Raw genomic sequence first — 18,828 nt, forward strand, 5'->3', positions numbered from 1 at the left:
CCTCGGCCCCTCACCCCGACCCTCTCCCCAGAAGGGGAGAGGGAGAAGAAGGACCCAAATGGCAAGTTTGAAGGCCCTCAAGATCCGCATCGGCTCGGTGAAGTCGACGCAGAAGATCACCAAGGCGATGAAGATGGTCGCCGCCGCCAAGCTGCGCCGTGCGCAGGAGGCGGCGGTCGCGGGGCGTCCCTATGCCGAGCGGCTGGAGGGCGTCGTCGCCAGCCTCGCGCGGACGGTCGGCGTCGGCGCGTCGCCGCTGCTGGCGGGCACCGGCAAGGACCAGGTGCATCTGCTGGTCGTCGCGACCTCTGAGCGCGGTCTCGCGGGCGCGTTCAACACCAACATCGTCCGCGCCGCGCGCCGCAAGGCCGAGGAGCTGGAGGCCGCGGGCAAGACCGTGCGCTTCTACATCGCCGGCAAGAAGGGGCGCGTGATGAAGCGCTTCTACCCGACCGGGATCGTCGCCGACCATGACCTGTCGGAGATGAAGACCGCGAGCTTCGACGCCGCCAAGGAGATCGCTGACGATCTGATCGCGCGCTTCAAGGCCGGCGAATTCGACGTCGCGCATTTGTTCTACGCGCGCTTCCAGTCGGCGCTGGTGCAGGAGCCGATCGGCGCGCAGATCATCCCGGTCGCGATCCCGCAAGTAAAGGACGCCAAGGCGTCGGACGCGACGGTGGAGTATGAGCCGAGCGAGGAGGCGATCCTCGACGATCTGCTGCCGCGCAACGTCGCGATCCAGATCTTCCGCGCGTTGCTGGAAAATGCCGCCTCGGAGCAGGGCAGCCGCATGACCGCGATGGACAATGCGACCCGCAACGCCGGCGACATGATCAAGCGGCTGAGCATCCAGTACAACCGCGCGCGTCAGGCGGCGATCACGACCGAGCTGGTCGAGATCATCTCGGGCGCCGAGGCACTGTAAGTTACGTCACCGTCCCTCTTCACGAGGGATGCCGTATGTTAAAGCAGACAGAAACCCCCGCCGTTGCCGGGGCGACGAAGAGGTAAGACAATGGCCACCGTCCTAGAGGATCGCCCGACTCACCTTACGGGCCAGACCAACAACACCGGCCGCATCAGCCAGGTGATCGGCGCGGTGGTCGACGTGCAGTTCGACCAGCAGCTGCCGGCGATCCTGTCGGCGCTGGAGACCGAGAACAACGGCGTCCGGCTGGTGCTCGAGGTCGCGCAGCATCTCGGCGAGAACACCGTCCGCACGATCGCGATGGACTCGACCGAGGGGCTGACCCGCGGCCAGACCGTCACCGACACCGGCGCGCAGATCCTGATGCCGGTCGGCCCGGCGACGCTCGGCCGCATCATGAACGTCGTCGGCGAGCCGATCGACGAGCGCGGTCCGATCGCGACCGACCTGCGCGCGCCGATCCACGCCAAGGCGCCGGACTTCGTCGACCAGTCGACCGAAAGCGCGATCCTGGTGACGGGTATCAAGGTCATCGACCTGCTCGCGCCGTACGCGAAGGGCGGCAAGATCGGCCTGTTCGGCGGCGCGGGCGTCGGCAAGACCGTGCTGATCCAGGAGCTGATCAACAACATCGCGAAGGGCCATGGCGGCACCTCGGTGTTCGCGGGCGTCGGCGAGCGGACCCGCGAGGGCAACGACCTGTACCACGAATTCCTCGACGCGGGCGTTATCGCCAAGGATGCCGAGGGCAATGCGGTCAGCGAGGGTTCGAAGGTCGCGCTGGTCTATGGCCAGATGAACGAGCCGCCGGGCGCGCGTGCGCGTGTCGCGCTGTCGGGTCTGGCGATCGCGGAATATTTCCGCGACCAGGAAGGGCAGGACGTGCTGTTCTTCGTCGACAACATCTTCCGCTTCACGCAGGCGGGCGCGGAAGTGTCGGCGCTGCTGGGTCGTATCCCGTCGGCGGTGGGCTATCAGCCGACGCTGTCGACCGACATGGGTGCGCTGCAGGAGCGGATCACCTCGACCAACAAGGGCTCGATCACCTCGGTGCAGGCCGTCTATGTCCCCGCGGACGATCTGACCGACCCGGCGCCGGCGACCTCGTTCGCGCACCTTGACGCGACGACCGTGCTCAATCGCGCGATCTCGGAGCTGGGCATCTATCCGGCGGTCGATCCGCTCGATTCGACCAGCCGCGTGCTGGAGCCGCGCACCGTCGGTCAGGATCACTACGAGACCGCGCGTGCGGTGCAGGCGACGCTGCAGAAGTACAAGTCGCTGCAGGACATCATTGCGATCCTCGGGATGGACGAGCTGTCCGAAGAGGACAAGCTGACCGTCAGCCGCGCGCGCAAGATCCAGCGCTTCCTCAGCCAGCCGTTCCACGTCGCCGAGGTGTTCACCAACATCCCCGGCAAGTTCGTCCAGCTCGAAGACACGATCCGCAGCTTCAAGGCGGTGGTGAACGGCGAGTACGATCACCTGCCGGAAGCGGCCTTCTACATGGTCGGCGGCATCGACGAGGCGATCGCCAAGGCCGAGAAGATGGCCAAGGAGGCGTGACGCTATAAGCCCTCTCCCCGACGGGGAGAGGGTTGGGTGAGGGGCAGCCACCAAAGCTACCGCCAGTAGCTGTCGCACCCCTCCGCCACTACCCCTCACCCCAGCCCTCTACCCACCGGGGAGAGGGAGCCGAGGTTATAATATGCTGCATTTCGAACTCGTCACGCCGGCCCGTCTGCTCATTTCCGAGGACGTTCACATGGTGACCGTGCCCGGCACCGACGGCGATTTCGCGGTGCTGGAAGGCCATGCGCCGTTCATGTCGACGATCCGCGACGGCGCGGTGCTGGTGCAGAAGACGCCCGGTGGCCAGCCGGAAGCGATCGCGATCCGCGGTGGCTTCGCCGAGGTCAATGCGCGCGGGCTGACCGTGCTGGCCGAGCACGCGGGGTAAGCGGTTCGACGCTTCCCCGAATGTCGCTTCGGGGTTGATCCTCGAAGCCCTGTACTTTCGTCATTGCGAGCGTAGCGAAGCAATCCAGGGCGTCGTGATCCGGCCTTTGATTGCTTCGCTGCGCTCGCAATGACGGTTGGGTGGACCGGCGAGCCTGAACGACGGCAAGGCGAAGAAGCGGGGTTCCGGGTCGAGCCCGGGACGACGGCGAAGCGGTGTCGTCCTTACTTCTCGCCGTCGTCGTCCTTCTTGTCCTCCATCGCCGCCGCGATCGTGTCGATTGCCGTGCTGTCCTTGCTCTCGACCGCGGTGAGCACGGCGCCGGCCATCGTCGCCAGCGCGCCGCCATGCGGATCGTAGGCGACGCGGCGCAGCGCCGGGACCGCGGCGCCATATTCCTTCTTGCGGATGTGCATCGCCGCGACCTGCATCGCCAGCCCGGTGTCGAACGGCGCGAGCGAGAAGGCGTAGTCGAGGCCCTTCTCGGCATTGGGGCTCATCGGTCCGCCCGAACTGCGCAACGCCTGATAGTGCGCGACGAGCGGCCATGGATCCTCGGCGTCGAGATGGTTGGCGGTGATGAACCATTGCCGCACCGCCTTCCACCGCGCCGCATCGGTGACATGCTCCTTCTCGGCCAGCCCGGCCTGCGCCATGCCGCGATAGATCAACGCCTTGCGTGATTTCGGATCGACGGCGAGCGCGCGCGCCGCGGCGGCATCGGCGGCCGCATAGGCCCCGGCATCGTATTCGGCCTCGGCGAGCGCGACCTGCACCGCGGGATCGTTCGGCCAGTCCGCGGCGACCTTTCGCGCGGCGACCGCGACGGCGGGCGCGGTCTTGGTGTTCACGCCGCGCGTCGAGCGGAGCACCACCGGCATGATCGCTTCCTCACCCGGCGACAGCGCGCGCGTCGTCACCGGCCCGATCGGCAGCGTCTCGATCTTAAGCCCCAGCATCGGTAGCGCCTTTCGCGCATAGTTGTTGAGGGCGTTGTCGAGCTTGCGTGGATCGCCGAGCAGGGCCATCTGGCTCTTCGGATCGCCGCCGCTCTCCAGCGCCTTCAGATAGGCGGCGAGTTGCGTGCGGCGTTCGGCGTTGAGCAGCATGTAATGGGTGAGCAGCCACGAGCGGCCGTAGAAGACCTGCCGCTGATTCGGGTCGAGCCGCTTGTCGCTGGGCGACATCGTCAGCAAATCGCGCATCGGCAGCATCTGGTCGTCGATCAGCCCATAGGCACGATAGAGCGGTGGCGCGCCGATCAGCAGCCGATCGGACTCGAAGACCATCGTTGCGTTGAACTCGGCAAAGCCTTCGACGAACCACGCCGGGAACGCGCGGTCGCCCCACGACGAGAACATGAAATGGTGCGCATATTCGTGGAGCAGCACCGCCTGCGGCGTCAGCGCGAGCTTCCCCGTGTCGTTGGTCTTGCGCGGCACGAACGCGACCGGACCGGACAGCCGCGGCATATAGACGCCAGCCATGTCGCGGGCGCCGAGCAGCTTCTGCAAGGCCGCGATGTCCTTGACCACGAAGACGTGCACGCGTTGCGTCGGGCTGAACGCCGGATCGTCCATGCCGCGCATCACGCGCATCGCCTTGTCGAACCGCTCGAGCCGCGTCGCGAACTCGGTCACCTTGTCGGGTTCATCTTCCGAATAGACGATGAAATGGCGCGACGACGCCTGCTGCCACGTCGCGGTCGCCGGCGTGGCGACCCCCAGGGCCAGCGCCAGCGCTGCCCACATCCTGCGCATCATCCACCCCCGTCCGTCTTCCCCGCGCGTAGCGTACGAGCCGGGCGCGGAGCGTCAAGCGACGCGGATCAAGCGTCGTGGAATTGCAGGCTCGCCAGCCGTGCGTAGAGGCCACCCGCGCCGATCAGAGCGGCGTGATCGCCTTCCTCGACGATCCGGCCACCGTCCATGACGACGATCCGCGACGCGGCGCGAACGGTGGCGAGGCGATGCGCAATGACGAGCGTGGTGCGCGACGCCATCAGCCGCTCGAGCGCGTCCTGCACCAGCCGCTCGCTTTCGGCGTCGAGTGCGCTGGTCGCCTCGTCAAGCAACAGGATCGGCGCGTCGCGGAGCAGCGCGCGCGCGATCGCGACGCGTTGGCGCTGCCCGCCCGACAACCGTGCGCCACCTTCGCCGAGGAAGGTGTCGAGACCCTCTGGCAAGGCGCGGAGGAAGTCGGCGGCGTTGGCCGCCTCCGCCGCCGCCCAGACCTGCGCGTCATCGGCGTCCCAGCGGCCGTAGCGGAGATTGTCGCGCGCGCTGGTGCCGAAGATCACCGTTTCCTGCGGCACCATCGCGATCCGCGCACGAACCTCGGACGGGTCGGCGCGGGTGAGGTCGACCCCGTCGACCAGCACTTCGCCGCGCGCGGGCTGGTAGAAATGCTGAAGCAATTGGAACAGGGTCGACTTGCCGGCGCCGGACGGGCCGACCACCGCCAGCGTTTCGCCGGGGGCGACCTCCAGCGTGAAGTCGTGGAGCGCGGCGACATCGGGGCGACTGGGGTAGCGGAACTCGACGTTGCGAAACGCCACGCGGCCCTGCGGCGGCTGCGGCAGCGCCACCGGATGCGCGGGCGGCGCGATCTCGGGATGCTCGGCGAGCAATTCGCTCAAGCGCCCCGCCGCGCCGGCACCGCGCAGCAGATCGCCATAGACTTCGGTCAGCGCGCCGAACGCGCCCGCGACGATCCCGCCGGTCAGCACGAAGGCGGCGATCGCGCCGCCCGACAGACGCCCGGCGGCGACATCCTCCGCGCCTTCCCATAACACCAACGTGATCGCGCCGAAGATCAGCCCGATGACGATTGCGGTCATGATCGCGCGCAGCGCCACCCGCTTGCGCGCCGCCGCCATCGTCGCCTCGACCGCATCGGTGAAGCGCGCACTTTCACGCGCCTCCTGGCCGAACGCCTGGACGATCTTCATCGCGCCCAGCGTTTCGACGACGATCGATCCGACATCCGCGATCCGGTCTTGCGAAGTGCGCGACAGGTTGCGGACGCGCCGCCCGAGCAGGGCGATCGGCGCGATGATGAGCGGGATGCCCGCGAGCAGCATCGCCGCGAGCTTGGGCGAGATCGCGAACAGGTAGATCAGCCCGCCGATCGCGGTAAACGAGTTGCGCAGCGCGATCGACACCGTGCTACCGACCACCGTCTCGATCTGGCCGGTATCGGCGGTGAGCCGCGAGGCGATTTCGGACGGGCGGTTGGTTTCGTAGAAGGACGGGCTGAGCGTCATCAGATGCCGCTGCACCTCGGTGCGGATGTCGGCGACGACGCGCTCGCCCAGCCAGGCGACGAAATAGAAGCGCACTGCGGTGCCGAGCGCGAGCACCACGACGATCATCAGCATGTAATGGAACGACGATGCCACGGACTCGGCGGATGCGCCGTTGCCGGCGAAGCCGCGATCGATCACGCGCTTGAAGCTGTAGGGGATCGCGATCGTCGCGCCCGAGGTGACCGCCAGCGCGCTAAACGCCGCGGTAATCTGGAGCGGGTATTTGCGGGCGTGTCGAAAGACCATCGCCAGGTTGCCGAGGCGGCGGGAAGGAGCGACGTCGGAAGCGCTGGCCATGGCGGGCGGCCTAGCAGCGCGTGCCGATCCGCTCAACGTGTCGCGAAGGGTGACGAACCGGGGACCAAAGCCGGCTGCAATCGTTGCAGTCGCGTTGCGACCGGCGAAGTTGCTATAGGCGCCGCACCGGCGGGGCCGGGGAAGGAAGACGCGAATGTTGTACGACGCCTATGAATTCCAGCGCTCGTGGCTGGCTTCGGCCAGTGCGATGGCGACGGTGGGCGCCAACTGGCTGAACAACCCGTCGAATCCGTTCGCCTATCTGGGTGGCGGCCCGGTGATGGCATCGGCGCTGGAGGTGTTCGCGCATGCTTCGGCGTCGCGCGGCAAGCCGGCGTTCGGCTTCGAGAAGACGATCGTCGATGGGCGCGACGTGGCGGTGGTCGAGGAGATCGTGCTGCAACGCCCGTTCGGACAACTCAAGCGCTTCCGCCGCGAAGGCGTGGAGGGCGGGCCGCGGCTGTTGATCGCCGCGCCGATGTCGGGCCACTTCGCGACCTTGCTGCGTGGTACGGTCGAGCGGATGCTGCCGGTCGCCGACGTTTATATCACCGACTGGCGCGACGCGAAGCTGGTGCCGACGCGCGAAGGGCGGTTCGATCTCGACGATTATATCGATTATCTGATCGCGTTCCTGGAGGCGATCGGCGCGGATCAGGACGGCGCGGCGGACGGGGCGCACGGCGCACATATGCTGGCGGTGTGCCAGCCGTCGGTACCGTGCCTCGCCGCGACAGCGCTGATGAGTGCCGACCGTAACCCGTGCCGCCCGCGCACGCTGACGATGATGGGCGGTCCGATCGACACGCGTCAGGCGCCGACCGCGGTCAACACGCTGGCGACCGAGCGGCCGTTCGCGTGGTTCGAGCAGAACGTGATCGCGACGGTGCCGCTGCTGTACCCGGGCGCGGGGCGGAAGGTCTATCCGGGCTTCCTGCAACTGTCCGGGTTCATGACCATGAACCTCGGCAATCACATGATGAGCCATTACGAGCTGTTCAAGCATCTCGTCACCGGCGACGACGACAGCGCCGAGGCGACCAAGCGCTTCTATGATGAATATCGCTCGGTGTGCGACATGACCGCGGAATTCTATCTCCAGACGATCGACACCGTCTTCCAGTCGCACAGCCTGCCCAAGGGCGAGATGATGCATCGCGGACGGCGCGTCGATACCGGCGCGATCACCGACGTCGGGCTGCTGGCGATCGAGGGCGAGCGCGACGACATCAGCGGGCTGGGGCAGACCAAGGCAGCGCTGACGATCGCAAGCGTGCTGCCGGACGAGAAGAAGCGCTATTACATGGCCGAGGGGGTCGGCCACTACGGGATCTTCAACGGCTCGAAATGGCGCAACCGCATCGCACCGGTGGTCGAGGAATGGATGGCGGCGAACAGCTGATACGAAAGGGCCGGTCGCTGCGTAGCGACCGGCCCGTTTTTCGTCATCCCTGCGAAGGCAGGGATCCATGGCTGCTTCGTTCTTCGGCTCGGTCTGACACATGAGGTTCGGACCATGTGTCAGACGATTCGCGACAAGCCACAGACATGGGCTCCTGCCTGCGCAGGGGCGACGGTTATGCTGCGCTGTTTTCCGCCGTCGTCTCGACCTTGGCGTGGCTGCCTTCCTCGCCGGCCTTGATCGTGCCGCCGAACAGCATCTTCACCCGGCCCGACAGCGACATGTCGGTTTCCCACAGTTCCGCGGAGCCGATGTCGACGCGCAGCAGCGCGAGGTTCGGGTCATTGCGGCCTTCCGGGAACCACGCCTCGGCCTGCTTATTCCAGAGCTTGTCGATCTGCGCCTGATCGTTGTCGATCCGCGCGGTGCCGTCGAGGCAGGCGAAGAAATCGTGCCCCTTCGACACATATTGCGCCATGACGCGCCCGCCATCGGCAAGCCGGTTGGTCTTGCCGATAAAAAAGAACAGCGTGTCGACCTGATCCTCGTCGAGCTGCGCGGTCAGCGGCTCGTGATGCGCATGGCCATCCGCCGGGCCGACCATCACGAACGGGCTGTCGGCCATCTTCTTCCAGAGATCCTGCTTCAGCTTCTTCGGGTCGGTGTTGGCATCGGCCATGTCGCATCTCCTGTTCGGGTTCGACGGGAGAACGAGAGGCGGGGGCGTTGGTTGCCGGGGCGGTGGAAACGGCATTCTACCGCCCCGCTTGGTTGTCGTTAACGACGGCCAGCGACATAAACGGACCCGCAGCAATCACGCTGCAAAACCGGAAAGGTGAACTATGTCACTCACCGAACTGTCCTCGATCCTGGGGCTCTTGATCGCCTTTGGCACGCTTGTGCTGAAGGTCGTTGAGGTCGCCCGAAAGAACTAGGGCCGGGCGGGGTTCGGTCTGGCAGCCGGACCCCAAACGCCAAGAGCCTCGACCGCTGGCACGATCGAGGCTCCCGAAAAGGCGCTATGTCATCGCCGATGCGATACATAGCGCATCGGTCTTAACGGTTCAACGTCACAGCACCTCGAACAGCCCGGCCGCGCCCATGCCGCCGCCGACGCACATCGTGACGACGACGTGTTTCGCGCCGCGGCGCTTGCCCTCGATCAGCGCGTGGCCGACCATCCGCGCGCCGGACATGCCATAGGGATGGCCGATCGAGATCGCGCCGCCGTTGACGTTGAGCAAGTCGTCGGGGATGCCGAGCTTGTCGCGGCAATAGAGCACCTGCACCGCGAACGCCTCGTTCAGCTCCCACAAGCCGATGTCGTCCATCGTCAGGCCGTTGCGCTTGAGCAGCTTGGGAATCGCGAAGACCGGGCCGATGCCCATCTCGTCGGGCGCGGTGCCGGCCACCGCCATGCCGACATAGCGGCCGAGCGGGGTCAGCCCGCGCTGCTCGGCGAGTTTTTCCTCCATCAGCACGCTGGCCGACGCACCGTCCGACAGCTGCGAGGCATTGCCGGCGGTGATGTTGAGGTCCGGCCCCAGCACCGGCTTCAGCCCGCGCAGCCCCTCCAGCGTGGTGTCGGCGCGATTGCCCTCGTCCTTGGTGAGCGTGACCTGCTCGTGCGAAACCTCCTTCGTCTCCTTGTCGACGTTCGCCTTGGTGGCGGTGACGGGGACGATCTCGGCATCGAAGCGCCCGGCGGCCTGTGCCTCGGCGGTGCGCATCTGCGAGCGATAGCCATATTCGTCCTGCGCCTCGCGCGAGATGCCATAGCGCTTGGCGACGATCTCCGCCGTCTGGAGCATCGGCATGTAGATATCCTTATGCATCGCCAGCAGCTCGGGGTCGGGGGCGACGCGCATCTCCGGGGTCTGCACCATGCTGATGCTCTCGACCCCGCCGCCGATCGCGATCTGCATCCCGTCATGCACGATCTGCTTGGCGGCGGTGGCGATCGCCATCAGCCCGGAGGCGCATTGCCGGTCGAGCGACATGCCGGACACGCTTGTCGGCAACCCGGCGCGCAACAGGCTGGTGCGCGCGATGTTCGGCGATTGATGCCCCTGTTGCAGCGCGGCGCCGAGCACGACGTCGTCGACCTCCGCGCCATCGACGCCGGCACGTTCGACTGCGGCCCTGATCGCGTGGCTGGCGAGCGTCGGGGAGGGCAGGTTGTTGAACGCGCCGCGATAGGCGCGGCCGATCGGCGTGCGGGCGGTGGAGACGATAACGGCGGAGCGCATGGGACAGGGCCTTTCGGTGCAGCCTAGACGAAAATATGAGTGATCCATTCGGCGAGCATCGCGGGCTTCTCCTGCCCGTCGATCTCGATCGTGACCTCGGAAGTCGATTGATATTGGCCGGGGCGCTTCTGCTCGAACGACAGCAGGCGTGAATGGGCGCGGATGCGCGCGCCGGACGGAACGGGGGCAAGGAAGCGGACGCGGTTGCCGCCATAATTGACGTGAATCGTCGCGCCGCTGACCGTCGGCAGGTCGGGCGTTTCGGCCATCAGCAGGGGCAGGAGCGACAAGGTGAGAAAGCCGTGCGCGATCGTGGTGCCGAACGGCGTCGCGGCAGCGCGGACGGGATCGATGTGGATGAATTGGCGATCGCCCGTGGCCTCGGCGAAGGCGTCGATCATCGCCTGCGTCACCGTGATCCACGCCGAGACGCTGGTACGTCCGATCGCGGCCTCCACTTCGTCGAGCGTCACGGCGCCTCTCTCCCAACCTCTGGCGGTTGTGTAGGCGCATCGACAAGCCGCTCGCAAGCCGGCGCGAACCGAAAACAAGAAATTCGTGTTATATTCGGAGAACGGGCGCCGGACCCGACCTTCTAAAAACGGATCGTCCGCGCCGGTGATACGCTCCGGCGCGGACCGGCCGCCTCAACGGCAGCGCACCTTGCCGCGGTCGATCTCGCGACCGAGCAGCGCGCCTGCGCCACCGCCGGCCAGCGTGCCAAGCAGCCCGCCGCCGACGAGGTTGCCGAGCAACGCGCCGCCAGCGCCGCCGACCACCAGACCGGTGGTGCCGTCGTTGCGGCGGCAATAGGAGCGGCCGTCACGCCCGCGATAGACCTGATCCTCGCGGCTCAGGCGACGCTCGCGATAGTTGCCGCGGCGATAGTCGCGCGCCGCATCCCAGTCATCGCGGTCGCCATGCCATTGATAATCCCGGTCGCGACGCTGGGCGTCCGCCGCCGGAGCGGCGACGATCGGGGCGGAGACGGTGGCGATCGCCAGCGCCGTCAGCAGAGCCTTCTTCATCTCGATCATACTCCTTCCAGTGCCTGCACGAACGTTGCAGGCACGGAAGGGTTCATGCGGGTTGCGTTACGGCCTGTCCGGGATCGGGAACGAGCAGCTTTTCACGCCGTGTAACGATCAGCGGGACCACAATTTGCCCCGCGACGTTCACCGCGGTGCGCCCCATGTCGAGAATGGGATCGATCGCGAGCAATAGTCCGGCACCCTCGAGCGGGAGGCCGAGTGTGGTGAGCGTGAGCGTCAGCATCACCAGCGCGCCGGTCAGCCCGGCGGTCGCCGCCGAGCCGATCACCGAGACGAGCGCGATCAGCACGTAATCGGGGGCATGAAGCGCGATGCCGTAATATTGCGCGACGAACAGCGCCGACACCGCGGGGTAGATCGCGGCACAACCATCCATCTTGGTCGTCGCGGCGAACGGCACCGCGAAGGCGGCATAGTCGCGCGGGACGCCGGCCTTCTCGGCGACGTCCTCGGTGACCGGCAAGGTCGCGATCGACGAGCGCGAGACGAAGCCGAGCTGGATCGCCGGCCAGGCGGTTGCGAAGAAGTGGCGCGGTGACAGGCGGTTGGCAGCGAGCAGCGCGGGATAGACCCCGAACAGCACCAGCGCGAGCCCGAGATAGACCGCGCCCGCGAAGCTGCCGAGCGCGGCGAGTGACGACCAGCCGTAGCGGACGATCGCGGTGCCGATCAGCCCGGCGGTGCCGAGCGGCGTGAGCCGGACCACCCAGCGCAGCAGCTGGCGGAAGATCGTCAGCAGCGAGGCGTTGACGGAGAGGAACGCTTCACCGGCCGCGCCGACCTTCACCGCCGCCGCGCCGACCGCGATTGCGACGACGATCAATTGCAGGACGTTGAACGAGATGCCGGTGGTGGCGGCGCCGTCCTTGAGCTTGGTCGATGCCTCCAGCCCGAGGACATTGCCGGGGATCAGCCCGCGCAGGAAATCGAGCCACGAACCGGTGGTGCCGGGTGCGACGGCACTGGTGGCAGCGACACCCGCGTGGGCGCCGGGCTGAAGGACGGTTCCGAGGGTCAGGCCGATCGCGACCGCGATCAGCGCGGTGATCGCGAACCACAGCAATGTCTGACCGACCAGTCGCGCGGCATTGCCGAGGTCGCGCAACGCCGCGACCGAGGCGACCAGCGCGGTGAAGACGAGCGGAACGACTAGCGCCTTGAGCAATTTGACGAAGCTCTCGCCGATGAGGCGCAGCGTTTCGGCAAGCGCACCATCGGGCGCGGTGCGCGCCACGAAGCCGAGCGCGACCCCGATCGCCATGCCGGCGAACACCTGCACCGTGAAGGAAGGTTTCTGCATGTTGCCGAGGTGAGAGGGCGCTGAGGTTTGTGCCAGCAACTTTGCGTTTGTGGGTGGGGAGCGGGGCTTTTGGGGGTGGGGAGGCATCCAGACCCGTCATTCCCGCGAAGGCGGGAATCCAGACGCGCAGGTTAGGGCAGGGGCCGCCACGTCAGAGGTTCTGGATTCCCGCCTTCGCGGGAATGACGGGTCTGGGTATGGCGGACGCTTACCAAACACGCCGTCGCCCCTGCGGAGGCAGGGGCCTATCTCTGTGTCGTCCTTTTGTAAGATCTGACACATGGGCGGCTGCCGTGTGACAGATGTTTCTGACGCACGCGACAGACATGGGTCCCTGCCTGCGCAGGGGCGACGGCGATTGTGGGCTCAGTCCTTCGCTGACTGAACCGGCTCCGCGTATGGCATCACCAGCGTCCCGTCCGGTGCGGCGGTGTAGGTGGTCTGGGTCGGGTAGGGGATCGTGATCCCCTCCTGCGCGAAGCGGCGGATGATCGCGACCAGCAGGCGGTTGCGGACATTGTGCGCGGTCGCCCAGTCGTCGCCGGGCGTGTCGACCTGCAACGCGAAGTCGAGGCTCGACGCACCGAACGACTCGAAGCCGGCGCGCGCGACCTTGGCGCCTTCCGCCTCGACCAGCTCGGTGAGGATCGCGGGGATACGCTCCAGCGTCCCGGGCGGCGTCTCATAGGCGACGCCGATCGTGTACGACACGCGGACGTGATCGCGCTGCGACGTGTTCTGGATCTCCTTGTCGAGCAGATTGCGGTTGGAGATGATCCGTAGCTCGCCGGTGAAGGCGCGTATCCGGGTCGATTTGAGGCCGATCGCCTCGATCACGCCGCTGGTGGTGCCGTAGCTGACCTTGTCGCCGCGGCGGAACGGGCGGTCGAAGATGATCGCCAGCGCGGCGAACAGGTCGGCGAAAATGCCCTGCGCGGCCAGACCGATCGCGATGCCGCCGACCCCGAGCCCCGCGACGAGGCCGGTTACGTTGACGCCGAGATTGCTGAGCACGACGACCAGCGCGATCGCGAACACCGCGAAGCTGACCAACAGGCGGATCAGCCCCATCGCGCTCATCAGCGCCTCGCCCGAATAATGTTCGTCGCGGGTGCGGTGCTCGATCGCGCCGAGGATCAGCTCGCGCGCCCAGATCGCGGCCTGAAAAACCGCGGCGACGGTGAACAGGAAGGTGATCGTCTTGTCGACGTCGGCCGGAGTGGCGGCATAGCCGTCGACCAGCTTGGCGGAGAGCATGATGATAAAGAAGGCGTTGGTGCGCTCGATCGCGCGGCCGAGCACCGCGGCCCAGCCCTTGCCCGACGCGCTGCGATGCGCCAGCCGTGGCCCGAACGCGCGGACCCAGAACAGCAGCAGCGCGATCGCGACGCCGATGCCGACCGCGATCAGGATTTGCAGCCAATGCTGCTGCAACCAGATCAGGCTGGAGTGGAGCAGCGCGCCGGCCTGCTGACCGACGCGATCGGTGTCGAACGCCGCCTTCTGCGCGGCGGCGGCATTGGTATTGCTCATGTCAGGCGGCTTTCAGCTCACAGGCACCGCAGGCTTCGAGGAAGGCGATCAGCCCGCGCTCGGTACGCGTGAGATAGTGCGTCGATCGCGGCAGCCGCAGCGTCTGGCGGAACGCGGCCTGCGCGGCCTTGTCCTTGCCGAGTTCGATCAACGCCGGGTGGACGTAGGATTTGCGCGCGATGGCGGGGGTATTGCCGAGATGCGCGACGACCGGTTCGAGCATCGCCTTGAGCCCGATCGGCGCCTCCGCCTCGATCAGCGTCTCGAACGCGACGACGCTCGCGCCCCAGGTGCGGAAATGCTTGGCGGTGAAATCGTCGCCCATCGAGGCGCGGAGATAGGCGTTGACGTCGGACGAGGTGACCGCGTGCGGCTCGCCGTCGTCACCGACATACTGGAACAGCTTCTGGCCGGGCAGGTCCTGGCATTTCTTGACGAAGCGCGCGAGGCTGCCGTCGGTGATCTTGAGCTTGCGGATCTTGCCCGATTTTGCCTTGTATTCCAGCTTGAGCGTGCTGCCGCTGATCTGCGCATGGCGATCGCGCAGGGTGGTCAGCCCGAAGCTCTTGTTCGTCTTGGCATAGGTCTCGTTGCCGATGCGCAGCGCGGCGACGTCGAGCAGCTTGACCACCGCGGCGACGGTGCGTTCCTTGGTATGGCGGCGGCGTTCGAGGTCGGCCTCGACACGCGCGCGCAGCTTGGTCAGCGCGCGGCCGAACGGCGCGCAGAGATCGTATTTCGCCGCCTCCTGCTGCGCGCGGAAGCCGAGGTGATAGCGATATTGCTTGCGGCCCTTTTCGTCCCAGCCGACCGCCTGGATATGGCCGTCGCCATCGGGGCAGAACCACGCATCGGTATAGGCCGGGGGCAGGCCGATCGCGTTCAGCCGGTCGATTTCGTCGCGATCGGTGATCCGCTTGCCGCTCGCATCGTAATAGGCCCAGGCATCGTGGCGCGTGCGCTTGCGCGTGATACCGGGCGTATCATCCTCAAAGAAAACGATATTGCCTGCCACCTGTGCCCTTCCGCGGTGCTGTGACCCGGCCTTCGAAATGCGCAAGGCCGGCGCATCGTTCCCGGAACGGGCGCGCGGCGCGGGGGGTTGGGGCGCGGGACTATCCGTGTCCAGCAGGAGAATGACATGGCCGATTTGTCGCAAGCCCGCGTGCTGATGATCGCCGCCGACGGCTTCGAAACCGTGGAATTGTTCGAACCGCGCAAGGCGCTGGAGCAAGCCGGGGCGACGGTGAAGCTCGCCTCGATCAAGCGCGATCCGATCCAGGGAATGAAGGGCGACATCAACAAGGCGGAAACCGCCACCCCCGACCTGACGTTGGAAGAGGTCGAGGTCGACGATTACGACGCGCTGGTGCTGCCGGGCGGGGTCGCCAATCCCGACAAGCTGCGCGTCGAGGATCTGGCGGTCGAGATCGTCCAGCAATTCATGGACGAGGACAAGATCGTCGCCGCGATCTGCCACGCGCCGTGGCTGCTCGCCGAGGCCGACGTGATCGACGGGCGGCGCGTGACCGGGTTCGTCTCGATCCGCACCGATCTGGCGAACGCCGGCGCCGAGGTGGAGGATGAGGAAGTGGTGATCGACGACAATTTGATCACCAGCCGCAAGCCCGACGATATTCCGGCGTTCAACAAGGCGATCATCGACGCGCTGACCGAGGAACTGGCGGACTGATCGACTGTGTGCCGCGCCGGCGCGGACCCGCCGGCGCGCCGTAGAGGATATCCAAAGATGGCTACCGCCGCGTTTACCATCGGCTTACCATTGCCGCGGTATCAAGCGGCATGTTCGACGACACCCTGCTCCACTCGCCCTTCGCGCGCAGCCATGGCGTGCTCGATACGATGCTGGCCGCGGTCACGCGGCTCGGGCGGCGACGTGCCGAACGCGTCACCGCCGCGGGGGGACAGGCGCCGTGCGCGTGGATGGCACCGCCGCCCGAGCGCGCGCTGCCGCGCGACCTGAACCTCAAGCTCAGCGCGTTCGACCCGGGTGCGCTGCGCCGGAGCACGCCGGTGTCGGCGGCGGCATTCGTCGATCCACTCCTCCTCGAACGGACGCTGCACCGCATTCCGGCACGCTGAGGTCGGACGCGACCGTCACGCCCTCCAGCCGCAGCATGACGCGATCGCCATAAGGCTCGCGGGCGGCGACATGGAGGTCGGCGACGATCTGGCCGGGAAGGACCGGATCGAAACTGGCCAGCCGGGAAAGCCAGCCGTCGAGCGCATCGTTCGCCAAGGCGCTGACGACCAGTTGGTGGCGCGCGCCCGAGAAGGTGGCGCTGTGCCACGCGACCGCACACCGATGTTCGATTGCCAGCAACACGCCGGCACGCGCCGCATCGCGCGCCACCGCGCGTTCGAACCGCGTACCCGTCACGACGCGCGCGCCGCGAGGATCGCCTCTACCCGCGCACACAGCGCCGGCCCGGGCACGCGCCCGCGGCGCAGATCGCGGACCAGCCGCGGATCGTTGACCGCGCGCCGCCCGAAGGTGGTTTCGGCGACGCCGGTCCGCCGCAAATAGATGTCGATATCGTTCAACAGGCACATGGACTCTCACTCCGACTCTGCGTTCTGCATATGTTCCACTTTGTTCTTCTTGTCGAGGAAAAATCCTCTGTGTAGGGTTGCGTGATGAACGACACCCCACAACAGGCACTTGCGGCCGCCGCGCGCACGCGTGGGGTGGCGCTGTCGGCGCTGTCGCGGATGCTGGGGCGCAACCAGGCGTATCTGGGGCAGTTCGTAAATCGCGGCTCGCCGCGGGTGCTGCCCGAGCGCGAGCGGCGGATGCTCGCCGATTTCCTCGCGATCGACGAGGCGGTGCTCGGTGCGCCGCCGCCGGTGAACGAGGACGTGGGCGTCCCTTGGCTGGCGGTGCAGGCGGCGGCGGGGGCGGGGCAGTTGGCCGACGAGCGAACGCTCCGCCACGAGCGACTGCCGCGCGCGGTGCTGCGCGGCGCGGGGGTGACGCCGGAGGCGGCGTCGGTGATCGCGGTCAGCGGTGATTCGATGGCGCCGACGCTCAAGGATGGTGACCGGCTGCTGGTCGACCGCGCGACGCGGCGGATCGCGGGGCGGGGCGGCATCTATGTCGTGCGGCGCGGCGAGGCGGTGGTGGTCAAGCGGCTGGTGCCGCACGGCGAAACGGTCGAGATCCGCAGCGACAATCCGTTGTGGCCGGTCGAGCGCGTGCCGCTCGCCGAGATCGAGGTGATCGGGCGCGCGACGTTGCTGCTGCGGCGGCTGTAGCGGCGCGCGCGCGGGCTCGTTACACTCGCCCGAGAACAAGGAGAGGTAGCGCATGAAACTCGCCAGTCTGAAGCAGGGGCGCGACGGTCGCCTGGTCGTCGTTTCGGACGATCTGGCCTGGTATGCCGATGCCGGTCATATCTGCGCGACGCTGCAGGCCGCGCTCGACGACTGGACGCAGGTCGCGCCCGCGCTGGAGCTGCTGGCGGTCGATCTGCGCAACGAGGCGATCCCGCGGGAACGCTTCCACGAACATGACGCCGCCGCGCCGCTGCCGCGCGCCTATCAGTGGCTCGATGGCTCGGCCTATGTGAACCATGTTGCGCTGGTGCGGCAGGCGCGCGGGGCGGACCTGCCCGACAGCTTCTGGCACGATCCGCTGATGTATCAGGGCGGGTCGGACGGCTTCCTCGGCGCGCGCGATGCGATCCCGCTCGCCGACGAGGCGTGGGGCTGCGATCTGGAAGGCGAGGTGGTGGTCGTCACTGGCGACGTGCCGCTGGGCGCGACGCGCGAACAGGCGCTGGATGCGATCCGGCTGGTCGGGCTGACGAACGACGTGTCGCTGCGCAACCTGATCCCCGCCGAACTCGCCAAGGGGTTCGGGTTCGTGCAGTCCAAGCCGGCGTCGGCCTTCTCACCGGTGTTCGTCACGCCGGAGGCGCTCGGCGACTGGTGGCGGGACGGCAAGCTGCGCCGCCGGTTGCAGGTCGAGGTGAACGGCGCGCCGTTCGGCCGGGCCGAGGCGGGCGAGGACATGACCTTCGACTTCGGCACGCTGATCGCGCACGCCGCCAAGACGCGCGCGCTGGGCGCGGGGACGATCGTCGGATCGGGCACCGTCTCCAACCGCGATGCCGATGGCGGGCCGGGGCGGCCGATCGCGGAGGGTGGCGTGGGCTATTCGTGCCTCGCCGAGCTGCGCACGGTCGAGGCGATCAAGGATGGTGCGGCGAAGACGCCGTTCCTGCGCAGGGGCGACACGGTCAAGATCTGGATGGAGGACGATCGGCACCATCCGATCTTCGGCACGATCGAACAGACGGTCGGCTGAGCCGCTACGCCTCGGGCGAGGTGCGCTGGGCGCGAAGCTCGGGGCGGCCGAGCATCGCGAAACCGATGAAGGCGGCGACCAGCCGGTGGTCGTCGACCGCGGCCAGCATTTGCTTGAGATCGTGGAGGAACAGCTTCGCGCCGCTCGCATCGCGGACACGGCGCGCGTCCATCGCCCAGCCGCCGAACTGTCGCTCGGCTACCGCGCGCCGCTCAACATAGGCGATGGCATCGTGGCGCGGGTCGCGCGTGATCCGGGTCATGAGTGCCTCGACCTGCGGCTGCGCTCCTTCGAGCGCCTGGATGAAGCGACCGCCATCGTGGAGCAAGAGCCCGGTGATCGCATGGCTGCCGTTGAAACGTGCCGCGCTCGTCGCCAGCCGCGTCAGGTGGGGATCGTCGAGTGGTCGGGTAGCGCGGCTGATATACACCAGCTGGTAAACGGGATCAGCCATGCCCGAAATATGG

The 18,828-nt window shown here is 67.3% G+C and carries 19 protein-coding genes; 8 read left to right on the plus strand and 11 right to left on the minus strand.

Features of this window, described 5'->3' with window-relative positions:
- The first annotated feature begins 58 nt into the window (after positions 1-58).
- From PGN12_04995 to PGN12_05005, 3 genes are all read left to right on the plus strand, one after another.
- Positions 59-928 (plus strand): F0F1 ATP synthase subunit gamma, encoded by an 870-nt coding sequence (locus PGN12_04995; GenBank protein MEH3103243.1) that lies wholly within the window; start codon positions 59-61, stop codon positions 926-928.
- 90 nt (positions 929-1,018) lie between these two features.
- Positions 1,019-2,497 carry a F0F1 ATP synthase subunit beta gene (gene atpD / locus PGN12_05000; GenBank protein ID MEH3103244.1) on the plus strand — a complete coding sequence of 493 codons (1,479 nt, stop codon included), beginning with the start codon at positions 1,019-1,021 and terminating at the stop codon, positions 2,495-2,497.
- Between the two features lie 142 nt (positions 2,498-2,639).
- Positions 2,640-2,891: an ATP synthase F1 subunit epsilon gene (locus PGN12_05005; protein MEH3103245.1), complete on the plus strand. Its 252-nt coding sequence runs from the start codon at positions 2,640-2,642 to the stop codon at positions 2,889-2,891.
- A 224-nt stretch (positions 2,892-3,115) separates the two neighbouring features.
- Here PGN12_05005 and PGN12_05010 read toward each other — a convergent pair whose 3' ends face one another.
- Positions 3,116-4,651, minus strand: coding sequence for a hypothetical protein (locus PGN12_05010; GenBank protein MEH3103246.1), 1,536 nt, complete (start codon positions 4,649-4,651; stop codon positions 3,116-3,118).
- A 68-nt stretch (positions 4,652-4,719) separates the two neighbouring features.
- Complete coding sequence (locus PGN12_05015) at positions 4,720-6,495, minus strand: ABC transporter transmembrane domain-containing protein (protein MEH3103247.1); 1,776 nt, start codon at positions 6,493-6,495, stop codon at positions 4,720-4,722.
- A gap of 154 nt (positions 6,496-6,649) precedes the next feature.
- Here PGN12_05015 and phaZ point away from each other — a divergent pair, with 154 nt between their 5' ends.
- Positions 6,650-7,897: a polyhydroxyalkanoate depolymerase gene (gene phaZ, locus PGN12_05020; protein ID MEH3103248.1), complete on the plus strand. Its 1,248-nt coding sequence runs from the start codon at positions 6,650-6,652 to the stop codon at positions 7,895-7,897.
- 175 nt (positions 7,898-8,072) lie between these two features.
- Here phaZ and PGN12_05025 read toward each other — a convergent pair whose 3' ends face one another.
- From PGN12_05025 to PGN12_05055, 7 genes are all read right to left on the minus strand, one after another.
- Positions 8,073-8,576: a pyridoxamine 5'-phosphate oxidase family protein gene (locus tag PGN12_05025; GenBank protein ID MEH3103249.1), complete on the minus strand. Its 504-nt coding sequence runs from the start codon at positions 8,574-8,576 to the stop codon at positions 8,073-8,075.
- A gap of 391 nt (positions 8,577-8,967) precedes the next feature.
- Positions 8,968-10,146 carry an acetyl-CoA C-acyltransferase gene (locus PGN12_05030; GenBank protein MEH3103250.1) on the minus strand — a complete coding sequence of 393 codons (1,179 nt, stop codon included), beginning with the start codon at positions 10,144-10,146 and terminating at the stop codon, positions 8,968-8,970.
- Positions 10,147-10,169: 23 nt separating this feature from the next.
- Entirely contained in the window at positions 10,170-10,619 is a 450-nt protein-coding gene (locus PGN12_05035) for a MaoC family dehydratase (GenBank protein ID MEH3103251.1), read from the minus strand.
- A gap of 174 nt (positions 10,620-10,793) precedes the next feature.
- The gene (locus PGN12_05040) at positions 10,794-11,174 is read right to left on the minus strand and encodes a glycine zipper 2TM domain-containing protein (protein ID MEH3103252.1); all 381 of its coding nucleotides are present in this window, start codon (positions 11,172-11,174) and stop codon (positions 10,794-10,796) included.
- 52 nt (positions 11,175-11,226) lie between these two features.
- Positions 11,227-12,498 (minus strand): dicarboxylate/amino acid:cation symporter, encoded by a 1,272-nt coding sequence (locus PGN12_05045; protein MEH3103253.1) that lies wholly within the window; start codon positions 12,496-12,498, stop codon positions 11,227-11,229.
- A 366-nt stretch (positions 12,499-12,864) separates the two neighbouring features.
- Positions 12,865-14,031: a mechanosensitive ion channel family protein gene (locus tag PGN12_05050; protein ID MEH3103254.1), complete on the minus strand. Its 1,167-nt coding sequence runs from the start codon at positions 14,029-14,031 to the stop codon at positions 12,865-12,867.
- A gap of 1 nt (position 14,032) precedes the next feature.
- Positions 14,033-15,046, minus strand: a complete 1,014-nt coding sequence (locus PGN12_05055) for a DNA topoisomerase IB (protein MEH3103255.1) — start codon at positions 15,044-15,046, stop codon at positions 14,033-14,035.
- 126 nt (positions 15,047-15,172) lie between these two features.
- On the opposite strand from PGN12_05055, the gene PGN12_05060 reads away from it, so the two are divergent.
- Together PGN12_05060 and PGN12_05065 are read left to right on the plus strand one after the other, a co-directional pair.
- A complete protein-coding gene (locus PGN12_05060) occupies positions 15,173-15,724 on the plus strand; it encodes a type 1 glutamine amidotransferase (protein ID MEH3103256.1) in 552 nt (183 codons plus the stop codon).
- 110 nt (positions 15,725-15,834) lie between these two features.
- On the plus strand, positions 15,835-16,134 hold the full coding sequence (locus PGN12_05065; GenBank protein ID MEH3103257.1) for a hypothetical protein: 300 nt from the start codon (positions 15,835-15,837) through the stop codon (positions 16,132-16,134).
- Positions 16,135-16,428: 294 nt separating this feature from the next.
- Here PGN12_05065 and PGN12_05070 read toward each other — a convergent pair whose 3' ends face one another.
- The gene (locus PGN12_05070) at positions 16,429-16,605 is read right to left on the minus strand and encodes a hypothetical protein (protein ID MEH3103258.1); all 177 of its coding nucleotides are present in this window, start codon (positions 16,603-16,605) and stop codon (positions 16,429-16,431) included.
- Between the two features lie 84 nt (positions 16,606-16,689).
- On the opposite strand from PGN12_05070, the gene PGN12_05075 reads away from it, so the two are divergent.
- Both PGN12_05075 and PGN12_05080 read left to right on the plus strand, forming a co-directional pair.
- Entirely contained in the window at positions 16,690-17,307 is a 618-nt protein-coding gene (locus PGN12_05075; protein MEH3103259.1) for a S24 family peptidase, read from the plus strand.
- A 52-nt stretch (positions 17,308-17,359) separates the two neighbouring features.
- The gene (locus tag PGN12_05080) at positions 17,360-18,361 is read left to right on the plus strand and encodes a fumarylacetoacetate hydrolase family protein (GenBank protein MEH3103260.1); all 1,002 of its coding nucleotides are present in this window, start codon (positions 17,360-17,362) and stop codon (positions 18,359-18,361) included.
- A gap of 4 nt (positions 18,362-18,365) precedes the next feature.
- Here the strand turns inward: PGN12_05080 and PGN12_05085 are convergent, their stop codons facing one another.
- Complete coding sequence (locus PGN12_05085; protein MEH3103261.1) at positions 18,366-18,815, minus strand: BLUF domain-containing protein; 450 nt, start codon at positions 18,813-18,815, stop codon at positions 18,366-18,368.
- Positions 18,816-18,828: the final 13 nt, after the last annotated feature.

It is taken from the genome of Sphingomonas phyllosphaerae (genome assembly GCA_036946405.1).
Taxonomy (GTDB): Bacteria; Pseudomonadota; Alphaproteobacteria; order Sphingomonadales; family Sphingomonadaceae; genus Sphingomonas; species Sphingomonas phyllosphaerae_D.